The organism is Nocardioides sp. Soil805 (assembly GCF_001429625.1).
GTDB lineage: Bacteria > Actinomycetota > Actinomycetes > Propionibacteriales > Nocardioidaceae > Nocardioides.
In genome coordinates, this window is sequence record NZ_LMSU01000002.1 from 275,249 (window position 1) to 292,821 (window position 17,573).

Genomic DNA, 17,573 nt, shown 5'->3' on the forward strand with positions numbered 1-17,573 from the left:
GGACTCAGATCCGGGAGAGCCACTCGACCAGCGGCCGGGTGGCGCGCCAGTCGTCGCGAACCAGGTCGAGCAGCTCGGGGGTGTGCACCACCGGCTCGAAGCCGAGGTCGCGCCCGGCGAAGAGCTGCTTGCGCCGCAGCAGGTCGATGCGCGGGTGCTTGCGGTCGTAGCCGCGCGGTGCGGTCTTGAGCTGCTCGCCGGTGATCTCGTAGCCCTCGGCCGCGATCGCCTCCAGGATGCGCTCGAGCTCGGTGCCCCTGCGCTCCTCGGCCACCGCGGTGCGGAAGGCGGCGAGCTGCGCGCCCTCGGCGTTGTAGAACCCGGCGCTGGTCCGCACGCCCGCCGCGGAGACCTGCACGTACCACCCGGTGTGCGGCGCGACCGACACGAAGGCGCCCTGGTGGGTCTTGTACGGCGTCTTGTCCTTGGCGAAGCGCACGTCGCGGTAGGGGCGGAACACCTTCGCGGCACCGAACTCCGCCTCGAGGTCGCTCACCAGCGCGGTCATCGGCGCCTTGACCGACTCGGTCCACACGGCGCGGTGCGCCTCCCAGAACGACTTGGTGTTGTCGACCTCGAGGTCGTCGTAGAAGTCGAGCGCGGCGACGGGGAATCCGGTGAAGCTCACCCGCCCGACCCTAGCGATCTCTGCCAGACTCGGGCGCCATGAGCAGGCCCCACCTGGCAGCGGTCGTCGAGGACCGCTGGAACCGCGCCCTCGGCGGCGTCCTCGCGCGGCGGGGCTGGCGCCCGACGATCGTGGGGTACGACGGCTACGGCGGCCCCGACTTCGTGCGCGTGCTCGCCCGGGTGGTCCTGGACCGACCGGCCGAGCGCACGGGGCGGTCCAACGAGCTGCGGCGCGGGTGGCGCAACTTCCTCACCGCGGAGCTCGGCGGGGTCGCCGTCACGGTCACAGTGGCCGGGGAGAGGTTCGAGGCCGTCACTGACCGCTCGGGGATCCTCGACGTGCGCCTGCCGGCGGCCGGACTGGCGCCCGGCCGGCACACCGTCGGGCTCGCCACCGCCGGCGCCGTGCCGGGCTCGGCCGAGGTCCTCGTGGTGGGCGGCGACGTCGACTTCGGGATCGTGAGCGACATCGACGACACGGTCATCACCACCTGGCTGCCGCGGCTGCTGCTGGCGACGTACAACACCTTCGTGCTCGCCGAGGAGGCGCGCACGCCGGTGGCCGGCATGGCCGAGCTCTACGCCGGTCTGCTCGCCGAGCACCCCGGCGCCCCGACGGTCTACGTCTCGACGGGGCCCTGGAACGCCGCCCGCGCGCTGTCCCGCTTCCTCGCCCACCACGGCTTCCCGCGCGGAGCGCTGCTGCTGACCGACTGGGGGCCGACCAACACCGGGTGGTTCCGCAGCGGGCGCGAGCACAAGCACGCGTGCCTGCGCGGTCTGGTCGAGGACTTCCCCGCGATCCGCTGGGTGCTGGTCGGGGACGACGGCCAGCGCGACCCGGTGATCTACGCCGACTTCGCCCGCGCGCACCCGGAGAGGGTGCGCGCGATCGCGCTGCGGGAGCTGCCGATGGGTCAGCAGGTGCTGGCGCACGGCACCCCGACCGAGCTGCCCGAGGACCCGGCGCCGCACGGGCGCCCGGAGGTGCGCGGAGCCGACGGCCACGTGCTCGCCCAGCGGCTGGCCGGTCTGCTCTAGCCGACCTCGGCCCACACCTGCTCGTCGCCGGCCTCGCCGAAGGACGAGAGGGTGACGATGCCGTCGGCGCACTCGGGCTCGCCGAGGAAGGCGTTGCCCGTCGACTCCGACTCGTAGACCACGCTCAGCGCGGCACCGTCCCAGCGCATGAGCCGGGCCGGGTCGGTACGCCGCGCCGGGTCGCGCACGAAGAACGCGTCGCCGCCGCAGGGGACGAGCGTGCCGGTGGTGCCCTTGCCGAGGGCCTGCACCTCACCGTCGACGCTCGCGCTGAAGCGGGCCACCTCCTGGCGCTGCTCGCGCGGCACCTCCGACCAGATGACGCCGGTCGAGGTCGGCGCGACGTCCCACGCCGTGCACTCGGTCGGACCGTCGACGGGCTGCGGCTCGCCGGCCTGGTCGAGCACGTGGACGGTGCGACAGGCGACCGGACGGGTGTCGTCGAAGGTCATCAGGCCGACGCCGTGCTCGCCCGCGGTGAGGTTGCTGAAGCCGGTCCGCTCGGGGGCGCACCAGCCGTCCTCGCCGTTGCCGTCGCTCACCGCCAGCGTCGCGAGGCAGTAGGCCCCGCCCTCGCCGAGCGTGGGGTACCAGAGGCTGTCGTCGTGCATCGCCCAGGAGCCGCCGTTGGCCGGCTCGGGGGAGACGATCCCGGTCTTCGTGCCCGTGGCCAGGTCGACCCGGACGGCCGCGCCGGACGGGGTCTCGCCGCCCGCGGCGAAGGACACGACCGCGGCGTCGCCCTCGAGGAGCACCGCGTCCACGCTGCGGCCCTCGACGGCGGGTACGACGACGGGCTCACCGTCGCCGGTCGGCTCGAAGGTCACGGCGTTCTCGGTGGCCACCGCGGTCCACGCCGCGGCCCGCACGACCCGGTCCTCCGGGCTGTGGCCGGTCGACTGCCAGTCGAGAGGACCGGTGCCGGGGTCGGCCGGCGCGGTGGACTCGCTCGTCGGCTCGCCGGGCTGTTCGCTGGGCTGCGAGGTCGGGCTCGTCGAGCCGTCGGTGCCGTCCGGGGCGTTCGCGTCGTCCCCGCACGCCACGAGCGATGCGGCAAGGACGACGAGCACGGCCGCCGCGAGCGTCGTACGGGCCATCAGACGCCGACGTTGTGCTGGAAGTGCGCCTGGTTGGCCCGGAAGCTCTTGTAGGCGTTCTGCCACTGGGTGCGGGCGATCCGCGGCTCGGAGGGGTCGAACTTGCTCTGGTCCCACGGCTCGAAGTAGCCGAGCTTGGGCCGACCACCGGGGTTCTGGTCGAAGCCGCGGCCGACCTGGAAGTGGCCGGAGGCGTCGTCGTCGAGGTAGGGGTAGTACTGCTTCAGCAGGATCGGGTGCAGCACGACGGGGGCGCGGTAGTCGTGGACGTGCTTCATCATCAGCAAATACCACTGCTTGAAGGTGAAGTCGCCGATGTCGAGCACGATGTACTCGCCCGCGTAGTCCGCGCCGCCCCAGCCGGTGGACTCGTTGACCGTCTGCACCATCGCGGTGATCGAGGTGCCCGCGCTCGTGGTGCCCAGCTCGCCGGCCCAGTGGGCCTGGTTGCGGCGGCTGCCGTCCCAGCCCCACGCGATCATCTGCATCGCGCCCGGGCCGCACCAGTAGTAGCGCTGCTGCGGGCGGACCTGCTTCTGCTTGAGGATCTGGAAGGTCTCGGGGTAGTCCGCCGCGGTCTTGGGGCTCGGGGCAGCCGGGGCCACGGCGGCGGTGGTCGCGGTCGTGCTGGTCGTCGTGGTCCCGGTGGTCGTGGTGTCGCGGGCCTGGGTGGAGGCCAGTGCCTCGGGGTGGCGCTGGGCGAAGTCGGCGGGCAGCGGCACGCCCTGGATCTCGTGGCGCAGCAGCCAGACCTTGGCCACCGACTTGGCGGCGGCGGTCAGCTCGAGGCGCTCGGCGGCCGCGCGGGCGGTGGGCGTCATGCGGGCCTGCTGGCGCAGGGCGGTCGCGGGGTCGAGGTCGCCCGTGCGCTCGCGGCCGGCCGGGGTGCCGGCGGCCATCCGGGCCGCCACCTCGCGCTCGGTCGAGGTGGTCCAGCCGGTGCCCAGGCAGTAGCGCTGGCCGTCGAAGGTCGCGCAGCGGGCGGCCGCGTCCGCGAGCGTGCGGGTCGAGGCGCCGGCGGGGACGCGGGCGCTCAGTCCCTCCCGGACGACGCGGTCGATCTCGGCCTGCATCTCCGGGGTGACGACGCCGGGACCGGCCGTGCTACTGGTCCGCAGCGCGGTGGTGGCCTGCGACGCCGAGGCGGAGGCGCCGCTGGCGGCCGGCAGCGCAGGAGCGCCGGCGGCGAGGAGGACGAGGGCCCCGAGGCCCGCGGCGACGGCGCGTCCGGGCGTCCGCCGCACTGCGGAGGGCGTCGTACGGCGAGGGGCTGCGGGGGTGGGATCCGAGAAGGGCATGACGGGGACGACCTCGATCAGGAGCAGTGACGGGGGTCGTCACACTGTCCCCTCTGATCACAAAAGGCGCAAGTTTCTCATCCGTCACACGAGAAACACGGGAGCGACATGCGGTGAATTACATCCATGTCATTCGCTTCCGCTGCGTAGTTTGGGACGTTCTGGTGGGGAAATCGGGCCGAACGCCTACCGATTCGTCCCCAACTACCCCGGAATGGCGCTGGCTCCCGCCGGAACTTCGGTAGTCCGTGACGAACGGACCCCGAATCGGGGCTCGGGAGGGTCCGATCGTCACGGACTACCCCGGGAACGGCGAAGGCCCCGCCGGAATCGGATCCGGACGGGGCCTGCATGGAAGACCGAAGAACTGAACTGGAGCGGATGACGAGACTCGAACTCGCGACATCGACCTTGGGAAGGTCGCGCTCTACCAACTGAGCTACATCCGCAGGATGCGCCGGAATCGTACCCGACACCGGCGCAGGCCCCGCGACCGGCGCGGAGCGGGGCGAGTCGGGGCGGGGCAGGCGGTTTACTCGACCGGCGCCAGGGTCGGGCGCTTGGGCGAGACCGAGTCCCCCGACGAGCGACCGGTGATCCGGCGGTGGATCCAGGGTGCGAGGAACTCACGGGTCCACCGTGCGTGCTCGACGGCCTGCTCGCGGCGACCGAGCAGCGGACGCGGCTCGGGGTTGACGGGCACGAGGTCGTGGTCGATCCCGAGGGCGTCGAGGACGCGCCGCGCCATGTCCTCGTGCCCGGCCGCGTTGAGGTGCATCCGGTCGGTGTCCATGATCAGCGAGAGGTCGGCGTCGCGCATCCGCCACATGTCGACGAGGGTGACGTCGTGCCGGTCGGCGATCTCGCGGACCCCCTCGTTGAAGAGGGCGAAGCGGCCGCGCATGGCGGCGAAGACCCCGGTCGGGCCGGGGTCGAACACCGTGAACATCGCCACCCGGGCACCGCTCGCGACGAGGCGGCCGATGGCGTCGTCGTACGCCGCGACGAGGGCGTCGACGTCGACGCGCGGTCGCAGGATGTCGTTGCCGCCCCCGTGGATCGTGATCAGGTCCGGCTCGAGCGCCAGCGCGGGCTCGAGCTGCTCCTCGAGGATGGCCGGCAGCTTGCGCCCGCGGATCGCGAGGTTGGCGTAGCCGAAGTCGTCGGTGCGGGTGGCGAGCACCTCGGCCACCCGGTCGGCCCAGCCGCGCAGGCCGTTGGGGCGGGTGGGGTCGGGGTCGCCGACGCCCTCGGTGAAGGAGTCGCCGAGGGCGACGAAGCGGTGGAAGGTCACCCGACCATTGTCCAGACCCGGTCGCGGCTCCCGCGCAGGCCCTAGGCTGCCCCCGTGCTGCTCTCCGACCGCGACATCATCACCGAGATCGACCAGGGCCGGATCGCCCTCGACCCGTGGGACCCCGCGATGCTCCAGCCGTCGAGCATCGACGTGCGGCTCGACCGGTTCTTCCGGGTCTTCGAGAACCACAAGTACCCGCACATCGACCCCGCCGCGGACCAGTCGGACCTCACTCGCGAGGTCGAGCCCGAGGGGGACGACCCGTTCATCCTGCACCCGGGCGAGTTCGTGCTGGGCTCGACGTACGAGGTCGTCAGCCTGCCCGACGACATCGCCGCGCGCGTCGAGGGCAAGAGCTCGCTGGGCCGTCTCGGCCTGCTCACCCACGCGACCGCCGGCTTCGTGGACCCGGGCTTCAGCGGCCACGTGACCCTCGAGCTGGCCAACGTCGCGACCCTGCCGATCAAGCTCTACCCGGGCATGAAGATCGGCCAGTTCTGCTTCTTCCGGCTCACCTCGCCGAGCGAGCACCCCTACGGCTCGGAGAAGTACGGCTCCCGCTACCAGGGCCAGCGCGGGCCCACGCCGAGCCGCTCCTTCCAGAACTTCCACCGCACCCCGATCTGATGGACCGCGGTCGCGGGTGGCACCTCGTCACGGCCGTCGTCGCGACCGGTGCCGTGCTCTTCCAGCTGGTCCTGGTGTGGCACGGCAATGCCGTCCTCGACGACGTGGAGCCGCCGGCGCTGGGGGAGCGGCTGGTCCGCTTCATCGGCTACTTCACGATCCTGTCCAACATCCTGGTCGCGGTCGTCACCTGGACGCTCGCGCTGGCGCGCGACGGAGACGACACCGGGTGGCGGGTGCTGCGACTGACCTCGCTGGTGGGCATCACCGTGACCGGGGTCGTGCACTGGTTCCTGCTTCGTCCGATCCTCGACCTCTCCGGCGCGGACTACCTCGCCGACAAGCTGCTCCACGTCGTCGTACCGCTGCTCGCCGTCGTCGGCTGGGTCGCGTTCGGGCCGCGGGGCCGGGTCCGGGGGCGTGACGTCCTCGCCGCCCTGGTCTTCCCGGTGGCCTGGCTCGCCTACACGCTCGTGCGCGGCGCCGTCACCGGCTTCTACCCCTATCCGTTCCTGGACGTCGACGACCAGGGGTACGCCGCGGTGGCGGTCGCCTGCCTCGGCATCGCCGTGCTCTTCGTGGCCCTCGCGGCGGCGGCGTGGAAGCTCGACGATCGGCTGGGACGGACCCTGCAGCTCAAGTAAGGGGAACCTAAGTTAGGCTTGCCTCAATAAGGCTTGCCTCACTAGATGGAGATCCCCATGAACCGCGCCTCCCTGCGCACCTCGCTCGCCGCGACGACGCTCGGCCTGGCCGCTGCGCTCCTGACCGGCTGCAGCACCGGCTCCACCTCGGGCGACGCGGCGGCGGACGAGCCCACCGCCACCACCTCGGCGGAGGCCGACGCCTTCCCGGTCACCATCGAGCACGCCTTCGGCGAGACGACCATCGAGGAGGAGCCCACCCGGGTCGCCACCCTCGGCTGGACCGACCAGGACCACGCCCTGGCCCTCGGGGTCGTCCCGGTCGGTGCCACCAAGCTGACCTGGGGCGGCAACGACGCCGGGTCGTCCGACTGGTTCGACGCCGCGCTGGAGGAGGCCGGTGCCGAGGCGCCGGTCCGGTACGACGACTCCGACGGCGCCCCGATCGACGCGGTGGCCCAGCTCGAGCCCGACGTCATCCTGGCCACCAACTCCGGCATCACCGAGGCGGAGTACACCAAGCTCAGCAAGATCGCGCCGGTCGTCGCCTACCCGGAGTTCCCCTGGACCACCCCGTGGCAGACGTCGCTGGAGATGGTCGGCGAGGCCCTCGGTCGCAGCGACCTCGCCGCCGAGGTCACCGACGAGACCGAAGCCGCCATCGCGACCGCGAAGCAGGACAACCCCGAGCTCGACGGGGCCTCGCTCATCTACGGCTACCTCACCCCGGCCGACCTCTCGACCGTGGGCATCTACGCCCCGGCCGACCCGCGGGTCGCCCTGCTGCGCGACTTCGGCATGGTCGACGCGCCCGCGGTCGACGGCGCGATCAAGGAGGGCGAGTTCTACGGCACCGTCTCGGCCGAGCGCGCCTCCGAGCTGGACTCCGACGTGCTCCTCACCTGGGTGGAGAAGCCCGGCGACGCGCAGACCTTCGTCGACGACAACCTGCTCGGCCAGATCCCGGCGATCGCCTCGGGTCACTTCTACGCCGAGTCGAGCAAGGAGGTCGCGATGGCCTCGACCAACCCGACCCCGCTCTCCATCCCGGTCATCATCGACACCTTCATCCCGAAGGTCGTCGAGGCGGTCAACGGCGCGTGACCTCCACACCCGTCCTCGAGCGCAGGGCGGAGGCCGGCCACGGGGGCCGGTCCCCGCGCCGCCTCGGCACACCGACCGTGACCGTCCTGCTCCTCGGCGCGGTCGCGATGGCGTGCGTCCTCTCGGTCGTGGTGGGCGCGCGCCCGGTCCCGCTCGCCGCGATCTGGGACGGGTCCCACCCGCTGCACAACGTCTCCCGGGCCCGGGTCGACCGCACCCTGCTGGGACTGGCGGTGGGCGCGGCCCTCGCGCTCGCCGGGGCCGTGCTGCAGGGCCTCACCCGCAACCCGCTGGCCGACCCCGGGATCCTGGGCATCAACGCCGGCGCCAGCTTCGCGATGGTGGTCGGCCTGTCCGTCTTCGGCGTCTCCGAGCTGCGCGACTTCCTGTGGGTCGCCTTCCTGGGTGCCGCGGTGGCCGCCGTGCTGGTCCACGTCATCGCCTCGCTCGGACGTGACGGGGCGACCCCCGTCAAGCTCGCCATCGCCGGCGCCGCCCTCACTGCGGCCGTGACCAGCTGGACCACCGGGGTGCTCCTGGTCGACCGGCAGACCATGGAGACCTTCCGCTACTGGCAGGTCGGCACCATCGGGGGTCGTGACCTGGAGGTGCTGCTCACCGGGGCGCCGTTCCTGCTGGCCGGCGGCATCCTCGCGCTCGCCGGCGCCCGGCTGCTCGACACCCTGGCCCTCGGCGACGATCTCGCTCGCGGCCTGGGGCGTCGTACGGCGCTCGACCGGGTCGTCCTCGGCGTCGCCGTCGTGCTGCTCGCCGGCACCGCGACGGCGCTGGCCGGCCCGGTGGCCTTCGTGGGCCTCGTGGTGCCGCACGCCGTGCGCAGCCTCGTCGGCTCGCACCACGCGCGCCTGCTGCCCCTGGCCGCGCTCGGCGGGGCGGCCCTCGTCGTCCTCGCCGACACGCTCGGCCGGGTGGTCCTGCCGCCCGCCGAGGTCCAGGTCGGCGTGATGGCGGCCGTGGTCGGCGTACCCGTCTTCCTCGTGCTCGTCCGCCGGGGCCGCTCCGGGAGCGGGGCGCTGTGACCACGGTGCTGACCCGACGGGTGACCACGGAGCAGGACGGCGACGCGGTCGCCGTCGTCCGCGCCGCCCGTCGTACGCCGCGTCGTCGCTCCGCGCTCGTCGTCACCGGGTTGGCCGGGGCGCTGCTCGCGGCCTTCGCCGCCCGGGTGCTGCTCGGCGACTACACGATCACCGTGCCCGACTTCGTGCGGATCGTCACCGGCACCGACATCCCCGGCGCGACGTACATCCTGATGGAGAGCAAGCTGCCGCGGGCCGTGCTCGCGCTGCTCGCCGGCGTGGCCTTCGGGGCGGCGGGCGCGCTGTTCCAGACGACGCTGCGCAACCCGCTGGCCAGCCCCGACATCATCGGCGTCAGCCTGGGCGCGAGCGCCACGGCCGTCGTCGCCATCGCGCTGTGGGGGTGGCAGGGCCTGTCCGTGTCCGCGGTCGCCGTCGTCGGTGCGATCACGGTGGCCCTCGTCGTGCGGCTCGTCGCCGGCCCGCACGGTGGGCATCGGCTGGTCCTGGTCGGCATCGGCCTCGCGGCAGCGATGCAGTCGGTCATCCAGTACGTGTTCACGCGCGTCGACGAGTACGACGCCCAGCTGGTGCTGCGGTGGCTGACCGGCAGCGTCAACGGGGTCGCCTGGCCGACCATCCGCCTGCTCGCCGTCGCGCTGGCGGTGCTGCTGCCTGCCACGTGGTGGCTGTGCCGGTCCCTGCGCGCCAGCGAGCTCGGCGACGACACCGCCGCGGGGCTCGGCGTCTCCCGGACCCGCGGCGAGCTGCTCCTGCTGATGGGGGTGGTGCTCGTCGCGGTGGCCGTCGCCGCCGCGGGGCCGATCGCCTTCGTCTCGTTCCTGGCCGGGCCGATCGCCCGGGCGCTCAACGGCGGGCGCACGACGGTCCTCGGCGCCGCGCTCACCGGTGCGCTCGTCGTCGTCTCGGCCGACTACGTCGCCGACTACCTGATCCCGGACACCAACCTGCCGGTCGGTGTCGTCACCGGCGCCGTCGGTGCGCCGTTCCTGCTCTGGCTGCTCGCGAGCGGCCGCACCGGAAGGAGGGCGGCATGACCGCCACCCCCACCAGCCCAGCCACCTCACGCCTGACGGCCTCCGGCCTGTCCCTGGGATACGCCGAGCACGCCGTCGTCGACGACCTCGACCTCCGCATCCCCGACGGCCGGGTCACCGTCATCGTCGGGGCCAACGCCTGCGGCAAGTCGACCCTGCTGCGCGGGCTCGCCCGCCTGCTGCGGCCGCGGTCCGGGGCGGTGCTCCTCGACGGCGAGGCGATCCACCGCCGGCCCACCCGGCAGGTGGCCCGGGTCCTGGGCCTGCTGCCCCAGAACCCGGTCGCCCCCGAGGGCGTCACCGTCGTCGACCTCGTCGGTCGCGGACGGCACCCGCACCACGGCGCGTTCCGGCGCTGGACCGCCGCCGACGACGAGGCGGTGGCCGAGGCGCTCGCGCTCACCGACACCCTCGGGCTCGCCGACCGGGTCGTCGACGAGCTCTCGGGCGGCCAGCGGCAACGCGTGTGGATCGCCATGGCGCTCGCGCAGGGCACCGACCTGCTCCTCCTCGACGAGCCGACGACGTACCTCGACGTCGCGCACCAGGTCGAGATGCTCGACCTGCTCGCCGAGCTCAACGCCCGCCGCGGCACCACGATCGTCATGGTGCTGCACGACCTCAACCTCTCGGCCCGGTACGCCGACCACCTCGTCGCCCTGCGGGACGGCCGGGTCGTCGCCGAGGGCACCCCCGGCGAGGTGGTCACCGAGGAGGTCGTCCGCGAGGTCTTCGGCCTCGACAACCGGGTGATCGACGACCCCGTCTCGCACACCCCGCTGGTGGTCCCCGTGGGCCGCCACCTCCGCCCCACCACCCAGGAGAACCGATGAGCCCCGTGATCGACCGCCCCGTGGGCTCCGCCCTGCCGTTGCTGTTCTGCGAGGTCGAGGTCGTCGCGGTCGAGCGCCTCAGCCCGTCGTTCGTGCGGGTCGAGCTCGGCGGCCCGGCGTTGGCTGAGTACGGCGTCGCCGGCCCACGCCACGACCAGCGCATCAAGCTGGTCCTGCCCGATCCGGTCACGGGGGGACTGACCTCGGTCGACGACGTGGACGAGTCGTGGCTGTCCACGTGGACGACCCGACCGGCCTCCGAGCGCGGCCACATGCGCACCTACACGATCCGCGACGTCCGCGGCTCCGGCGAGGCCACGACCCTGGTGGTGGACATCGTGCTGCACCTCGAGGGCGACGCCGTCGGGCCGGGGTCGGTGTGGGCCGCCCGGGCCGTACCGGGGGACCGGGTGGTGCTGGTGGCGCCGCGACGCGGCTTCCCGTTCGGGGGGATCGAGTTCACCCCCGCTCCGGGTGCGGAGCTGCTCCTGGTGGGCGACGAGACGGCGGTGCCGGCGGTGTGCGCGGTCCTGGAGCAGCTGCCGGGCTCGGCCACCGGCGCCGTCTTCCTCGAGGTCCCCGAGGCCGGGGACGTGCTCGACGTACGTCGTCCCGACGGGGTGTCGGTGACCTGGCTGCCCCGCCACGGGGCGCCGCTCGGGGAGCGGCTGCACGCCGCGGTGGTGGCCCACCTCGGCACCCCGGGCGCCGTCGTGGAGGTCGAGCCGGAGGAGGTGGACCCGGACCTGTGGGAGACCCCGTCGTACTCGTCCTCGGGCGAGGAGATCGCCGCCGCCTCCGGGGCCGTCGGGGACGACCCCTCGACGGGCCCAGGACTCCGGCTCGACGGCCTCTACGCGTGGATCGCGGGGGAGTCCGCGGTGGTCACCGGCCTGCGGCGCCACCTGGTGAAGGGCCTGGGGATGGACCGGAGCCAGGTGGCGTTCATGGGCTACTGGCGCCGGGGCGTCTCCATGGGGTCCTGACTCCGGGGGTGGATCAGGCCTTGCGGGTCCAGCGTCGGGCGGCCTCGCGGCGCCGCTGGTCGCGGTGGTGACGGGCGATCATCTCGATCTCGGTGGTTCCGTACATGGCGTGCTCCTTCGTGGTCGTGTCGCTCGGATGGTGATCAGCGCTGCTGGAGGGTGATGTCGCCGGTGGCGACCTGGGCCCGGACCTCGACGTGGTCCTGGCCCTCGGCCGGCTCGCCGGTGCCGCCGAGGTCGCTGTGGATGCGGCCGGTGACGGTGGTGATGTCGGTCCAGACGGGGGTGCCGGCGGGGATGCCCAGCCGCACGTCGCCGCTGGCCCCCTTGACGGTGAAGCGGCCGCGGCGGGCCAGGTCGACCTGGAGGTCGCCGCTGCCGGTGGAGAAGGACAGGTCGTCGGCGCTCTCGCCCACCCGCACGTCCCCGGACCCGGTCTTGACGGCGAGGCTGCCGGCGACCGACTCGACGGTGACGTCGCCGCTGCCGGTGGAGAGGGTCAGCGCCGCGCCGACGCGCCCGATCCGGACGTCGCCCGAGCCGCTCTTGACGCGGCCCTCGCCGCGCAGCTCGGTGAACCGCAGGTCGCCGCTGCCGGCCTGCACCTCGAGCGGGCCGGTGACCAGCTCGACGGAGAGGTCGCCGCTGCCGACGTGCGCCCAGGTGGCGCCGTACTCGCCCTCGGCCCGGACGTCGGCGCTGCCGGTCCGCAGCGCCAGGGCGCTGTCCGTGGGCACGGTGACGGTGACGTCGTAGCGACGGCTGCCGCCGGTGAGGAAGCCGGTCGTGCGAGGCACCACCACGGCGACCTGGCCGTCGCGCTGCTCGACGACGACCTCCTCGGGGTGGTCCCCGGTGATCGTGACGGTGGTGACGTCGGTGGTGGTGGCGGTGACGTCGAGGCGACCCTTGCCGAGCTCGACGTACAGCTCGATGGGGTCGGGGGTGTCGAAGGTGTGTTCCATGGGTGTCTCCAGGGTGTGCTCGGCCCACGGTCCAGCCTGGGTGCTGGACCGTCGTGGCGCCTGACGGAAGTTGCGGTGCTGTCCGGGCGTGCTCCTCAGAGCCAGCCGGTCATGCGGCGGTTGCCGCGGTTGCCTCCCTTGAAGGGGTCGTGGCCGAAGAACGGGATGCTCGAGAGGTCGATGTCGACGTTGATCGCGTGGTCGGAGGTCGCGGCCCGGATCACCGAGACCAGCCAGGTGTTGAGGCTCTGCCCGCTGGTGGCGGCCTTTTCCTCGGCGCGGGTCTTGATCGACTCGGGGATGCGGAGGGTGATGCGGGCGAGGTCGCCCTCCTCCACCTCCTCGGGACGGGGCGGGACCGGGGGTGCCGGCGGTGCGGGCACCGCGCCCGTGGGGGCCACCTCGACGACGAAGTCGAGCTCGCGACCGGCGAGGCGTACGTCGACGCCACCCTGCGGGAGCTCGGTGCTGATCTCGGCAGCGGCCTGGGAGATGGCCTCCATGATCGCGAGGCGGGCGCTGGCGTCCAGCGCGTAGCTGAGGCGCTCGGCCACCTGGCGGGCCTCGTCGCCACCGGCCTCGGCGGCGGCCAGGAGGTCGCGGCGGAGGCTGTCGACGTACGGCGTGATGTCCATGCGCATCACTATGACATCACGGTGACGTCATGGCAAGAGGTTTCTGATGTCACGCTGCACCCGGGTGGTGCCGTGGCCCGTGGGCCGGTGCGTAGACACGCGGACACAACCCCCGTCGTACGACGGAGCGCAGGCGTGGCGGACGGGTCTCGCTGTAGTTGTGTCCGCGTGTCTACGCGCCCCGCTTACGGAGCTGGCGCCAGGAAATGCCGAACGCGGCCGACCGGTCAGGCCGGTCGGCCGCGTGCGGGTGCTGGGGCGTTGCTCAGAGGTCGAAGAGCGAGCCCGACTCCGTGATGTCGACGTCCGTCCGCGGGGTGTGGGTGGCCCCGTTGGACGTGGGCGCCGGGGCGTTCTCGTCCTTCTCCTGCGCCTTCTCCTGGTCCTGGGCCTCGTCCTCGCCCGGGGTCGCGTCGGGCTCGGCGGTGGCGGTCTCCGGCTCGGCCTCCTGCTCGGCTTCGGTCGCTGCCTCGGCCGGCTCCTCCGCGGTCGGCATGGGCGCCTCGGCGGTGGGCTCGTCAGCGGCGGCGAACGTCGCGGCCTGGCTCAGGGCGGCACCACCCGCGAGGCCCTCCGCCGGGGCGGCCGCCTCGTCGGTCGTAGCCGTCTCGGGCCGGGTCGGCTCCGGCTCCTCCACCGGTGTGGCCGCAGCCGGTGCTTCCGCAGCCGCCGACGCTTCCGCAGCCTTCGGTGCCGCCACCGGGGTGGGGGCCTCGATGTCGAAGAGCGAACCGCCCTCCGGGATCGAGGTCGCCGGGGTGCTGGCCTGGCCGGACGACGCCGGGGCCGTCGTGGCGGCCGGAGCCGTCTCGTCGGGCGTGGCCGGCTCTGCGTCGGGGATGTCCGACACCTCGGTGGCCGGGGCGGCCGCCTCGTGGGACGTTGCGGGCTCGGCTTCGGCGGGCTCCGGCTCCTCGGCCGGTGCTTCCGCAGCCGCCGGCGCTTCCGCAGCCTTCGGTGCCGCCACCGGGGTGGGGGCCTCGATGTCGAAGAGCGAAGCGCCCTCCGGGATCGAGGTCGCCGGGGTGCTGGCCTGGCCGGACGACGCCGGGGCCGTCGTGGCGGCCGGAGCCGTCTCGTCGGGCGTGACCGGCTCTGCGTCGGGGACGTCCGCCGCCTCGGTGGCCGGGGCGGCGGCCTCGTGGGACGGTGCCGGCTCGGCCTGGGCCTCGGCCTCCGGGGCGGGTGCGGCGGGAGCGGCCTCGGCCTTGGGCTCCGGCGTCCGGGCGGGAGTCGGCTCGGCGGCGATGTCGAACAGCGAGCCGCTGGAGCCCAGGTCGGTGGCCGGGGCCGGCGACGAGGTCGGGGCCGCGGGAGCCTCGACCTGCTCGGTGTTCGGCTCGGCCGCGGCGGCGGGCGCGGCCGCGGGGGCGGGAGCTGCCTCGGCGGCCGGCGCGGCCGGCGCGGCAGGCGCCGCGGGGGCAGGCTCGTCGGCCGTCAGGTCGAAGAGCGAGCCTCCGGAGCCGAGGTCGGGCTCGGCGGCCTTCGCTGCCGGCTTCGCGGGAGCGGGCTCGGCCGCGGGAGGCGTCGCAGCGGCGGGTGCCGTGACCTCCTCGTCGCCGCCGAGGTCGAAGAGCGACCCGGACTCCTCCTTCTTCGGTGTCCCGGAGGCGCGCGTCGCGTCGGAGGGGGTGTCGGCGACGGACTTCTCGGGGGTGGCGTCGGTGGACGAGTCGTCGAGGTCGAAGAGCGACGAGCCGCCCGAGGCCTTGGCGGCCGGTCCGACGTCGGCGGTCTCGGTGACGGTGTCCTCGGTGTCGGTGACGTCGCCCGGCTCGGGCTCGGCCTTGGTGGCCACGTCGGTGTCGGTCGACGAGGCGCCGGCCGAGGCGGCACCGGCACCGGCACCGGCCGCGGCGGGAACGGACGTCGTACCGGGCCCGGCCTTGGTGGCCGACTCACCCTTGACCGAGGCGAGCAGCATCTGCGCGACGTCAAGGATCTCGACCTCCTCGCGGGCGTTGCCCTTGGCCTGCTCGGAGGTGAGCCCGTCGGAGAGCATCACCCGGCAGAACGGGCAGCCGACCGCGATCTGGTCGGCGCCGGTGCCGACGGCCTCCTTGGTGCGGTTGAGGTTGATCCGCTCCCCGATGTTCTCCTCCATCCACATGCGCGCACCACCGGCGCCGCAGCAGAAGGACTTCTCGGAGTTGCGCTCCATCTCGGTGAACTCCGCGCCCGGCAGGATCTGCAGCAGCTCGCGCGGGGGCGAGTAGACCTGGTTGTGGCGCCCGAGGTAGCACGGGTCGTGGTAGGTGATCGAGCGCTTCGCGGCGCCCGCACCGTCCTTGATCGGGGTCAGCTTGCCCTCGCGCACGAGGCGGTTGAGCAGCTGGGTGTGGTGCACGACCTCGAGCTCGATGCCGAAGTCCTTGTACTCGTTCTTGAGCGTGTTGAAGCAGTGGGCGCAGGTCGAGACGACCTTCTTGACCTTGTACTCCTTGAACGTCTCGACGTTCTGCTGCGCGAGGCCCTGGAAGACGAACTCGTTGCCCGCGCGGCGCGCCGGGTCGCCGGTGCAGGTCTCGCCGTTGCCGAGGACGCCGAAGGAGATGCCGGCCATGTCGAGCAGCTCGGCCACGGCGCGGGTGGTCTTCTTGGCCCGGTCCTCGTAGGCGCCGGCGCAGCCGACCCAGAACAGCCAGTCGACGGACTCGAGCGACTCGAGGTCCTCACCGACGACGGGGACGTCGAAGTCGAGGCCCTTGGCCCAGTCCATGCGCGCCGTGGAGGACATGTTCCACGGGTTGCCCTTGTTCTCCAGGCCCTTGAAGAGCTGGTTGAGCTCGGCGGGGAAGTTGGCCTCCACCAGCACCTGGTGGCGACGCATGTCCATGATGTGGTCGACGTGCTCGATGTCCACGGGGCACTGCTGGACGCAGGCGCCGCACGAGGTGCAGTTCCACAGCACGTCGGAGTCGATGACCGCCGAGCCGTCCTCGGGCATGTAGAACCACTCGTCACCGGTCTCGCCGACCAGCGGGCGGGCGGCCTCGCGGGCCAGTACCTCGTCCTTCTCCAGCAGCGCGGTGGCGGCCTCGCTGCCCTCGCCGCCGGCCTGGACGTACGGCGCCTTGGCGTAGGCGTGGTCGCGCAGGGCGGTGATGAGGAGCTTGGGCGACAGCGGCTTCTCGGTGTTCCACGCGGGGCACTGGGACTGGCAGCGGCCGCACTCGGTGCAGGTCGTGAAGTCGAGCATGCCCTTCCAGGAGAAGTCCTCGACCTGGCCGACGCCCAGGGTGGAGTCCTCGTCGAGCTCCTCGAGGTCGTCGAGGGTGACCGGGACGCCGCCGGAGGTGAGCGGCTTCATGGCGCCGAGCGCCGTGCTGCCGTCGGACTCGCGCTTGTAGAAGATGTTGAACCACGCGGTGAACCGGTGCCAGGCGATGCCCATGGTGATGTTGCGGGCGATGACCATCAGCCAGATCATCGCGAGCGCGATCTTGAACATCGCGATGAAGTAGATGAGGTTCTCGAGCGAGGAGGGCTCGACCGGGTAGAGGGCGTCACCGATCCACGACGAGATCGGGTAGTGCGACCGCCCCGCCTCCTCGTCGAGCTTCCACTCCGCGCCGCGCACGAACAGGATCGCGGCACCCTCGAGCAGGGCCAGCGCCTCGACGAAGTAGGCCTGCCACATCGTGGAGCCGAAGAACCGGCTCTGGCGCCCCAGGCTGCGGGGGTGGTGCTTCTGGCGGTAGATGATCAGGAAGACGATGCCGACGGTGGACAGCAGGCCGATGACCTCGCTGAACCACTCGAACGCGTACCAGTGGCCCACCACCGGCCAGGCGAAGTCCGGCTTGAAGAGCTGGAAGTACGCCGCGAGCACCGCGGTGCTGAGGAACAGGAACGCCGCGTAGACGAACCAGTGCATGATGCCGACCCAGTGCCACTGCAGCATCCGGGTGTGGAGGAACGTCTCCTTGAGCATCGTCACGGCGCGACCGCCCGGGTTGTCGCTGCGGCCCGGGGCCGGCTGGCCGGTGCGGATCACTCCCAGCATCTTCCGCACGGCAGGCACGAGGAGTGCCACCGCCGCCACGGTCAGGGCGAAGGAGACGACGATCGCGATGATCTGCATGAGGTGGAGCTCCTCGATTCGGCGGGTCCGACATCCCGATGCGCGGACGTCAGGCGAGCGTAGTGCGGCGACGTGGGTGGGGGGTGCGGCACGTCTCGTACCGCGCCGATCCTACCTGCCGGTAACTTCATCCGCGTGGGTGAGCGTGGTCACCCTCGACCGTGAAGTGCCGTCCGCCCGAGCAGCGTCACCCCTGCCCGGCGTACGACGCCCTGATCAGAGGGGGTACGGCGC

The 17,573-nt window shown here is 72.9% G+C and carries 15 protein-coding genes and 1 tRNA gene; 8 read left to right on the forward strand and 8 right to left on the reverse strand.

The genetic code is table 11. The annotated features are described in order from the left end of the window. Positions 1–4 precede the first annotated feature (4 nt). Positions 5–628: a DUF2461 domain-containing protein gene (locus ASG94_RS11820; protein ID WP_056926668.1), complete on the reverse strand. Its 624-nt coding sequence runs from the start codon at positions 626–628 to the stop codon at positions 5–7. 38 nt (positions 629–666) lie between these two features. Here ASG94_RS11820 and ASG94_RS11825 point away from each other — a divergent pair, with 38 nt between their 5' ends. Then, on the forward strand, positions 667–1,671 hold the full coding sequence (locus ASG94_RS11825) for an App1 family protein (RefSeq protein WP_056926669.1): 1,005 nt from the start codon (positions 667–669) through the stop codon (positions 1,669–1,671). On the opposite strand, the gene ASG94_RS11830 is transcribed toward ASG94_RS11825, so the two are convergent. The 4 genes from ASG94_RS11830 to ASG94_RS11845 form a co-directional block, all read right to left on the reverse strand. Then, positions 1,668–2,768: a hypothetical protein gene (locus ASG94_RS11830; RefSeq protein ID WP_056926670.1), complete on the reverse strand. Its 1,101-nt coding sequence runs from the start codon at positions 2,766–2,768 to the stop codon at positions 1,668–1,670. The genes ASG94_RS11825 and ASG94_RS11830 overlap by 4 nt on opposite strands. Continuing rightward, complete coding sequence (locus ASG94_RS11835; protein ID WP_156411562.1) at positions 2,768–4,066, reverse strand: C39 family peptidase; 1,299 nt, start codon at positions 4,064–4,066, stop codon at positions 2,768–2,770. Before ASG94_RS11835 ends, ASG94_RS11830 begins: the two co-directional genes overlap by 1 nt. Before the next feature lie 373 nt (positions 4,067–4,439). Further along, a tRNA-Gly gene (locus ASG94_RS11840) sits at positions 4,440–4,515 on the reverse strand. A gap of 83 nt (positions 4,516–4,598) precedes the next feature. Continuing rightward, entirely contained in the window at positions 4,599–5,360 is a 762-nt protein-coding gene (locus ASG94_RS11845; protein WP_056926672.1) for an SGNH/GDSL hydrolase family protein, read from the reverse strand. 54 nt (positions 5,361–5,414) lie between these two features. On the opposite strand from ASG94_RS11845, the gene dcd reads away from it, so the two are divergent. The 7 genes from dcd to ASG94_RS11880 are packed head-to-tail and all read left to right on the forward strand — an operon-like array spanning position 5,415 to position 11,655. Further along, on the forward strand, positions 5,415–5,990 hold the full coding sequence (gene dcd, locus ASG94_RS11850; protein WP_056926673.1) for a dCTP deaminase: 576 nt from the start codon (positions 5,415–5,417) through the stop codon (positions 5,988–5,990). Continuing rightward, positions 5,990–6,634 (forward strand): Pr6Pr family membrane protein, encoded by a 645-nt coding sequence (locus tag ASG94_RS11855; RefSeq protein ID WP_056926674.1) that lies wholly within the window; start codon positions 5,990–5,992, stop codon positions 6,632–6,634. The genes dcd and ASG94_RS11855 overlap by 1 nt, the downstream gene beginning before the upstream one ends. Positions 6,635–6,679: 45 nt before the next feature. Next, positions 6,680–7,738 (forward strand): iron-siderophore ABC transporter substrate-binding protein, encoded by a 1,059-nt coding sequence (locus ASG94_RS11860; RefSeq protein WP_200958104.1) that lies wholly within the window; start codon positions 6,680–6,682, stop codon positions 7,736–7,738. Next, positions 7,735–8,778, forward strand: coding sequence for a FecCD family ABC transporter permease (locus ASG94_RS11865; protein ID WP_235537246.1), 1,044 nt, complete (start codon positions 7,735–7,737; stop codon positions 8,776–8,778). The genes ASG94_RS11860 and ASG94_RS11865 overlap by 4 nt, the downstream gene beginning before the upstream one ends. Further along, the gene (locus tag ASG94_RS11870) at positions 8,775–9,836 is read left to right on the forward strand and encodes a FecCD family ABC transporter permease (protein WP_235537247.1); all 1,062 of its coding nucleotides are present in this window, start codon (positions 8,775–8,777) and stop codon (positions 9,834–9,836) included. The genes ASG94_RS11865 and ASG94_RS11870 overlap by 4 nt, the downstream gene beginning before the upstream one ends. Then, positions 9,833–10,669, forward strand: coding sequence for an ABC transporter ATP-binding protein (locus ASG94_RS11875; protein WP_056926676.1), 837 nt, complete (start codon positions 9,833–9,835; stop codon positions 10,667–10,669). Before ASG94_RS11870 ends, ASG94_RS11875 begins: the two co-directional genes overlap by 4 nt. Beyond that, a complete protein-coding gene (locus ASG94_RS11880) occupies positions 10,666–11,655 on the forward strand; it encodes a siderophore-interacting protein (RefSeq protein WP_056926677.1) in 990 nt (329 codons plus the stop codon). The genes ASG94_RS11875 and ASG94_RS11880 overlap by 4 nt, the downstream gene beginning before the upstream one ends. A 143-nt stretch (positions 11,656–11,798) precedes the next feature. On the opposite strand, the gene ASG94_RS11885 is transcribed toward ASG94_RS11880, so the two are convergent. From ASG94_RS11885 to ASG94_RS11895, 3 genes are all read right to left on the reverse strand, one after another. Next, the gene (locus ASG94_RS11885; RefSeq protein WP_056926678.1) at positions 11,799–12,620 is read right to left on the reverse strand and encodes a DUF4097 family beta strand repeat-containing protein; all 822 of its coding nucleotides are present in this window, start codon (positions 12,618–12,620) and stop codon (positions 11,799–11,801) included. Positions 12,621–12,715: 95 nt separating this feature from the next. After that, entirely contained in the window at positions 12,716–13,255 is a 540-nt protein-coding gene (locus tag ASG94_RS11890; protein WP_056927242.1) for a toxin-antitoxin system HicB family antitoxin, read from the reverse strand. A gap of 265 nt (positions 13,256–13,520) precedes the next feature. Then, on the reverse strand, positions 13,521–17,339 hold the full coding sequence (locus tag ASG94_RS11895; RefSeq protein ID WP_056926679.1) for a (Fe-S)-binding protein: 3,819 nt from the start codon (positions 17,337–17,339) through the stop codon (positions 13,521–13,523). Positions 17,340–17,573 lie beyond the last annotated feature (234 nt).

What these genes read in the sequence shown, in the direction of transcription:
- ASG94_RS11825 (WP_056926669.1), top strand. Translation starts at nt 667, where the DNA reads ATGAGCAGGCCCCACCTGGCAGCGGTCGTCGAGGACCGCTGGAACCGC.
- ASG94_RS11830 (WP_056926670.1), bottom strand. Translation starts at nt 2,768, where the DNA reads ATGGCCCGTACGACGCTCGCGGCGGCCGTGCTCGTCGTCCTTGCCGCA.
- ASG94_RS11835 (WP_156411562.1), bottom strand. Translation starts at nt 4,066, where the DNA reads ATGCCCTTCTCGGATCCCACCCCCGCAGCCCCTCGCCGTACGACGCCC.
- ASG94_RS11855 (WP_056926674.1), top strand. Translation starts at nt 5,990, where the DNA reads ATGGACCGCGGTCGCGGGTGGCACCTCGTCACGGCCGTCGTCGCGACC.
- ASG94_RS11860 (WP_200958104.1), top strand. Translation starts at nt 6,680, where the DNA reads ATGGAGATCCCCATGAACCGCGCCTCCCTGCGCACCTCGCTCGCCGCG.
- ASG94_RS11875 (WP_056926676.1), top strand. Translation starts at nt 9,833, where the DNA reads ATGACCGCCACCCCCACCAGCCCAGCCACCTCACGCCTGACGGCCTCC.
- ASG94_RS11880 (WP_056926677.1), top strand. Translation starts at nt 10,666, where the DNA reads ATGAGCCCCGTGATCGACCGCCCCGTGGGCTCCGCCCTGCCGTTGCTG.
- ASG94_RS11885 (WP_056926678.1), bottom strand. Translation starts at nt 12,620, where the DNA reads ATGGAACACACCTTCGACACCCCCGACCCCATCGAGCTGTACGTCGAG.
- ASG94_RS11890 (WP_056927242.1), bottom strand. Translation starts at nt 13,255, where the DNA reads ATGGACATCACGCCGTACGTCGACAGCCTCCGCCGCGACCTCCTGGCC.
- ASG94_RS11895 (WP_056926679.1), bottom strand. Translation starts at nt 17,339, where the DNA reads ATGCAGATCATCGCGATCGTCGTCTCCTTCGCCCTGACCGTGGCGGCG.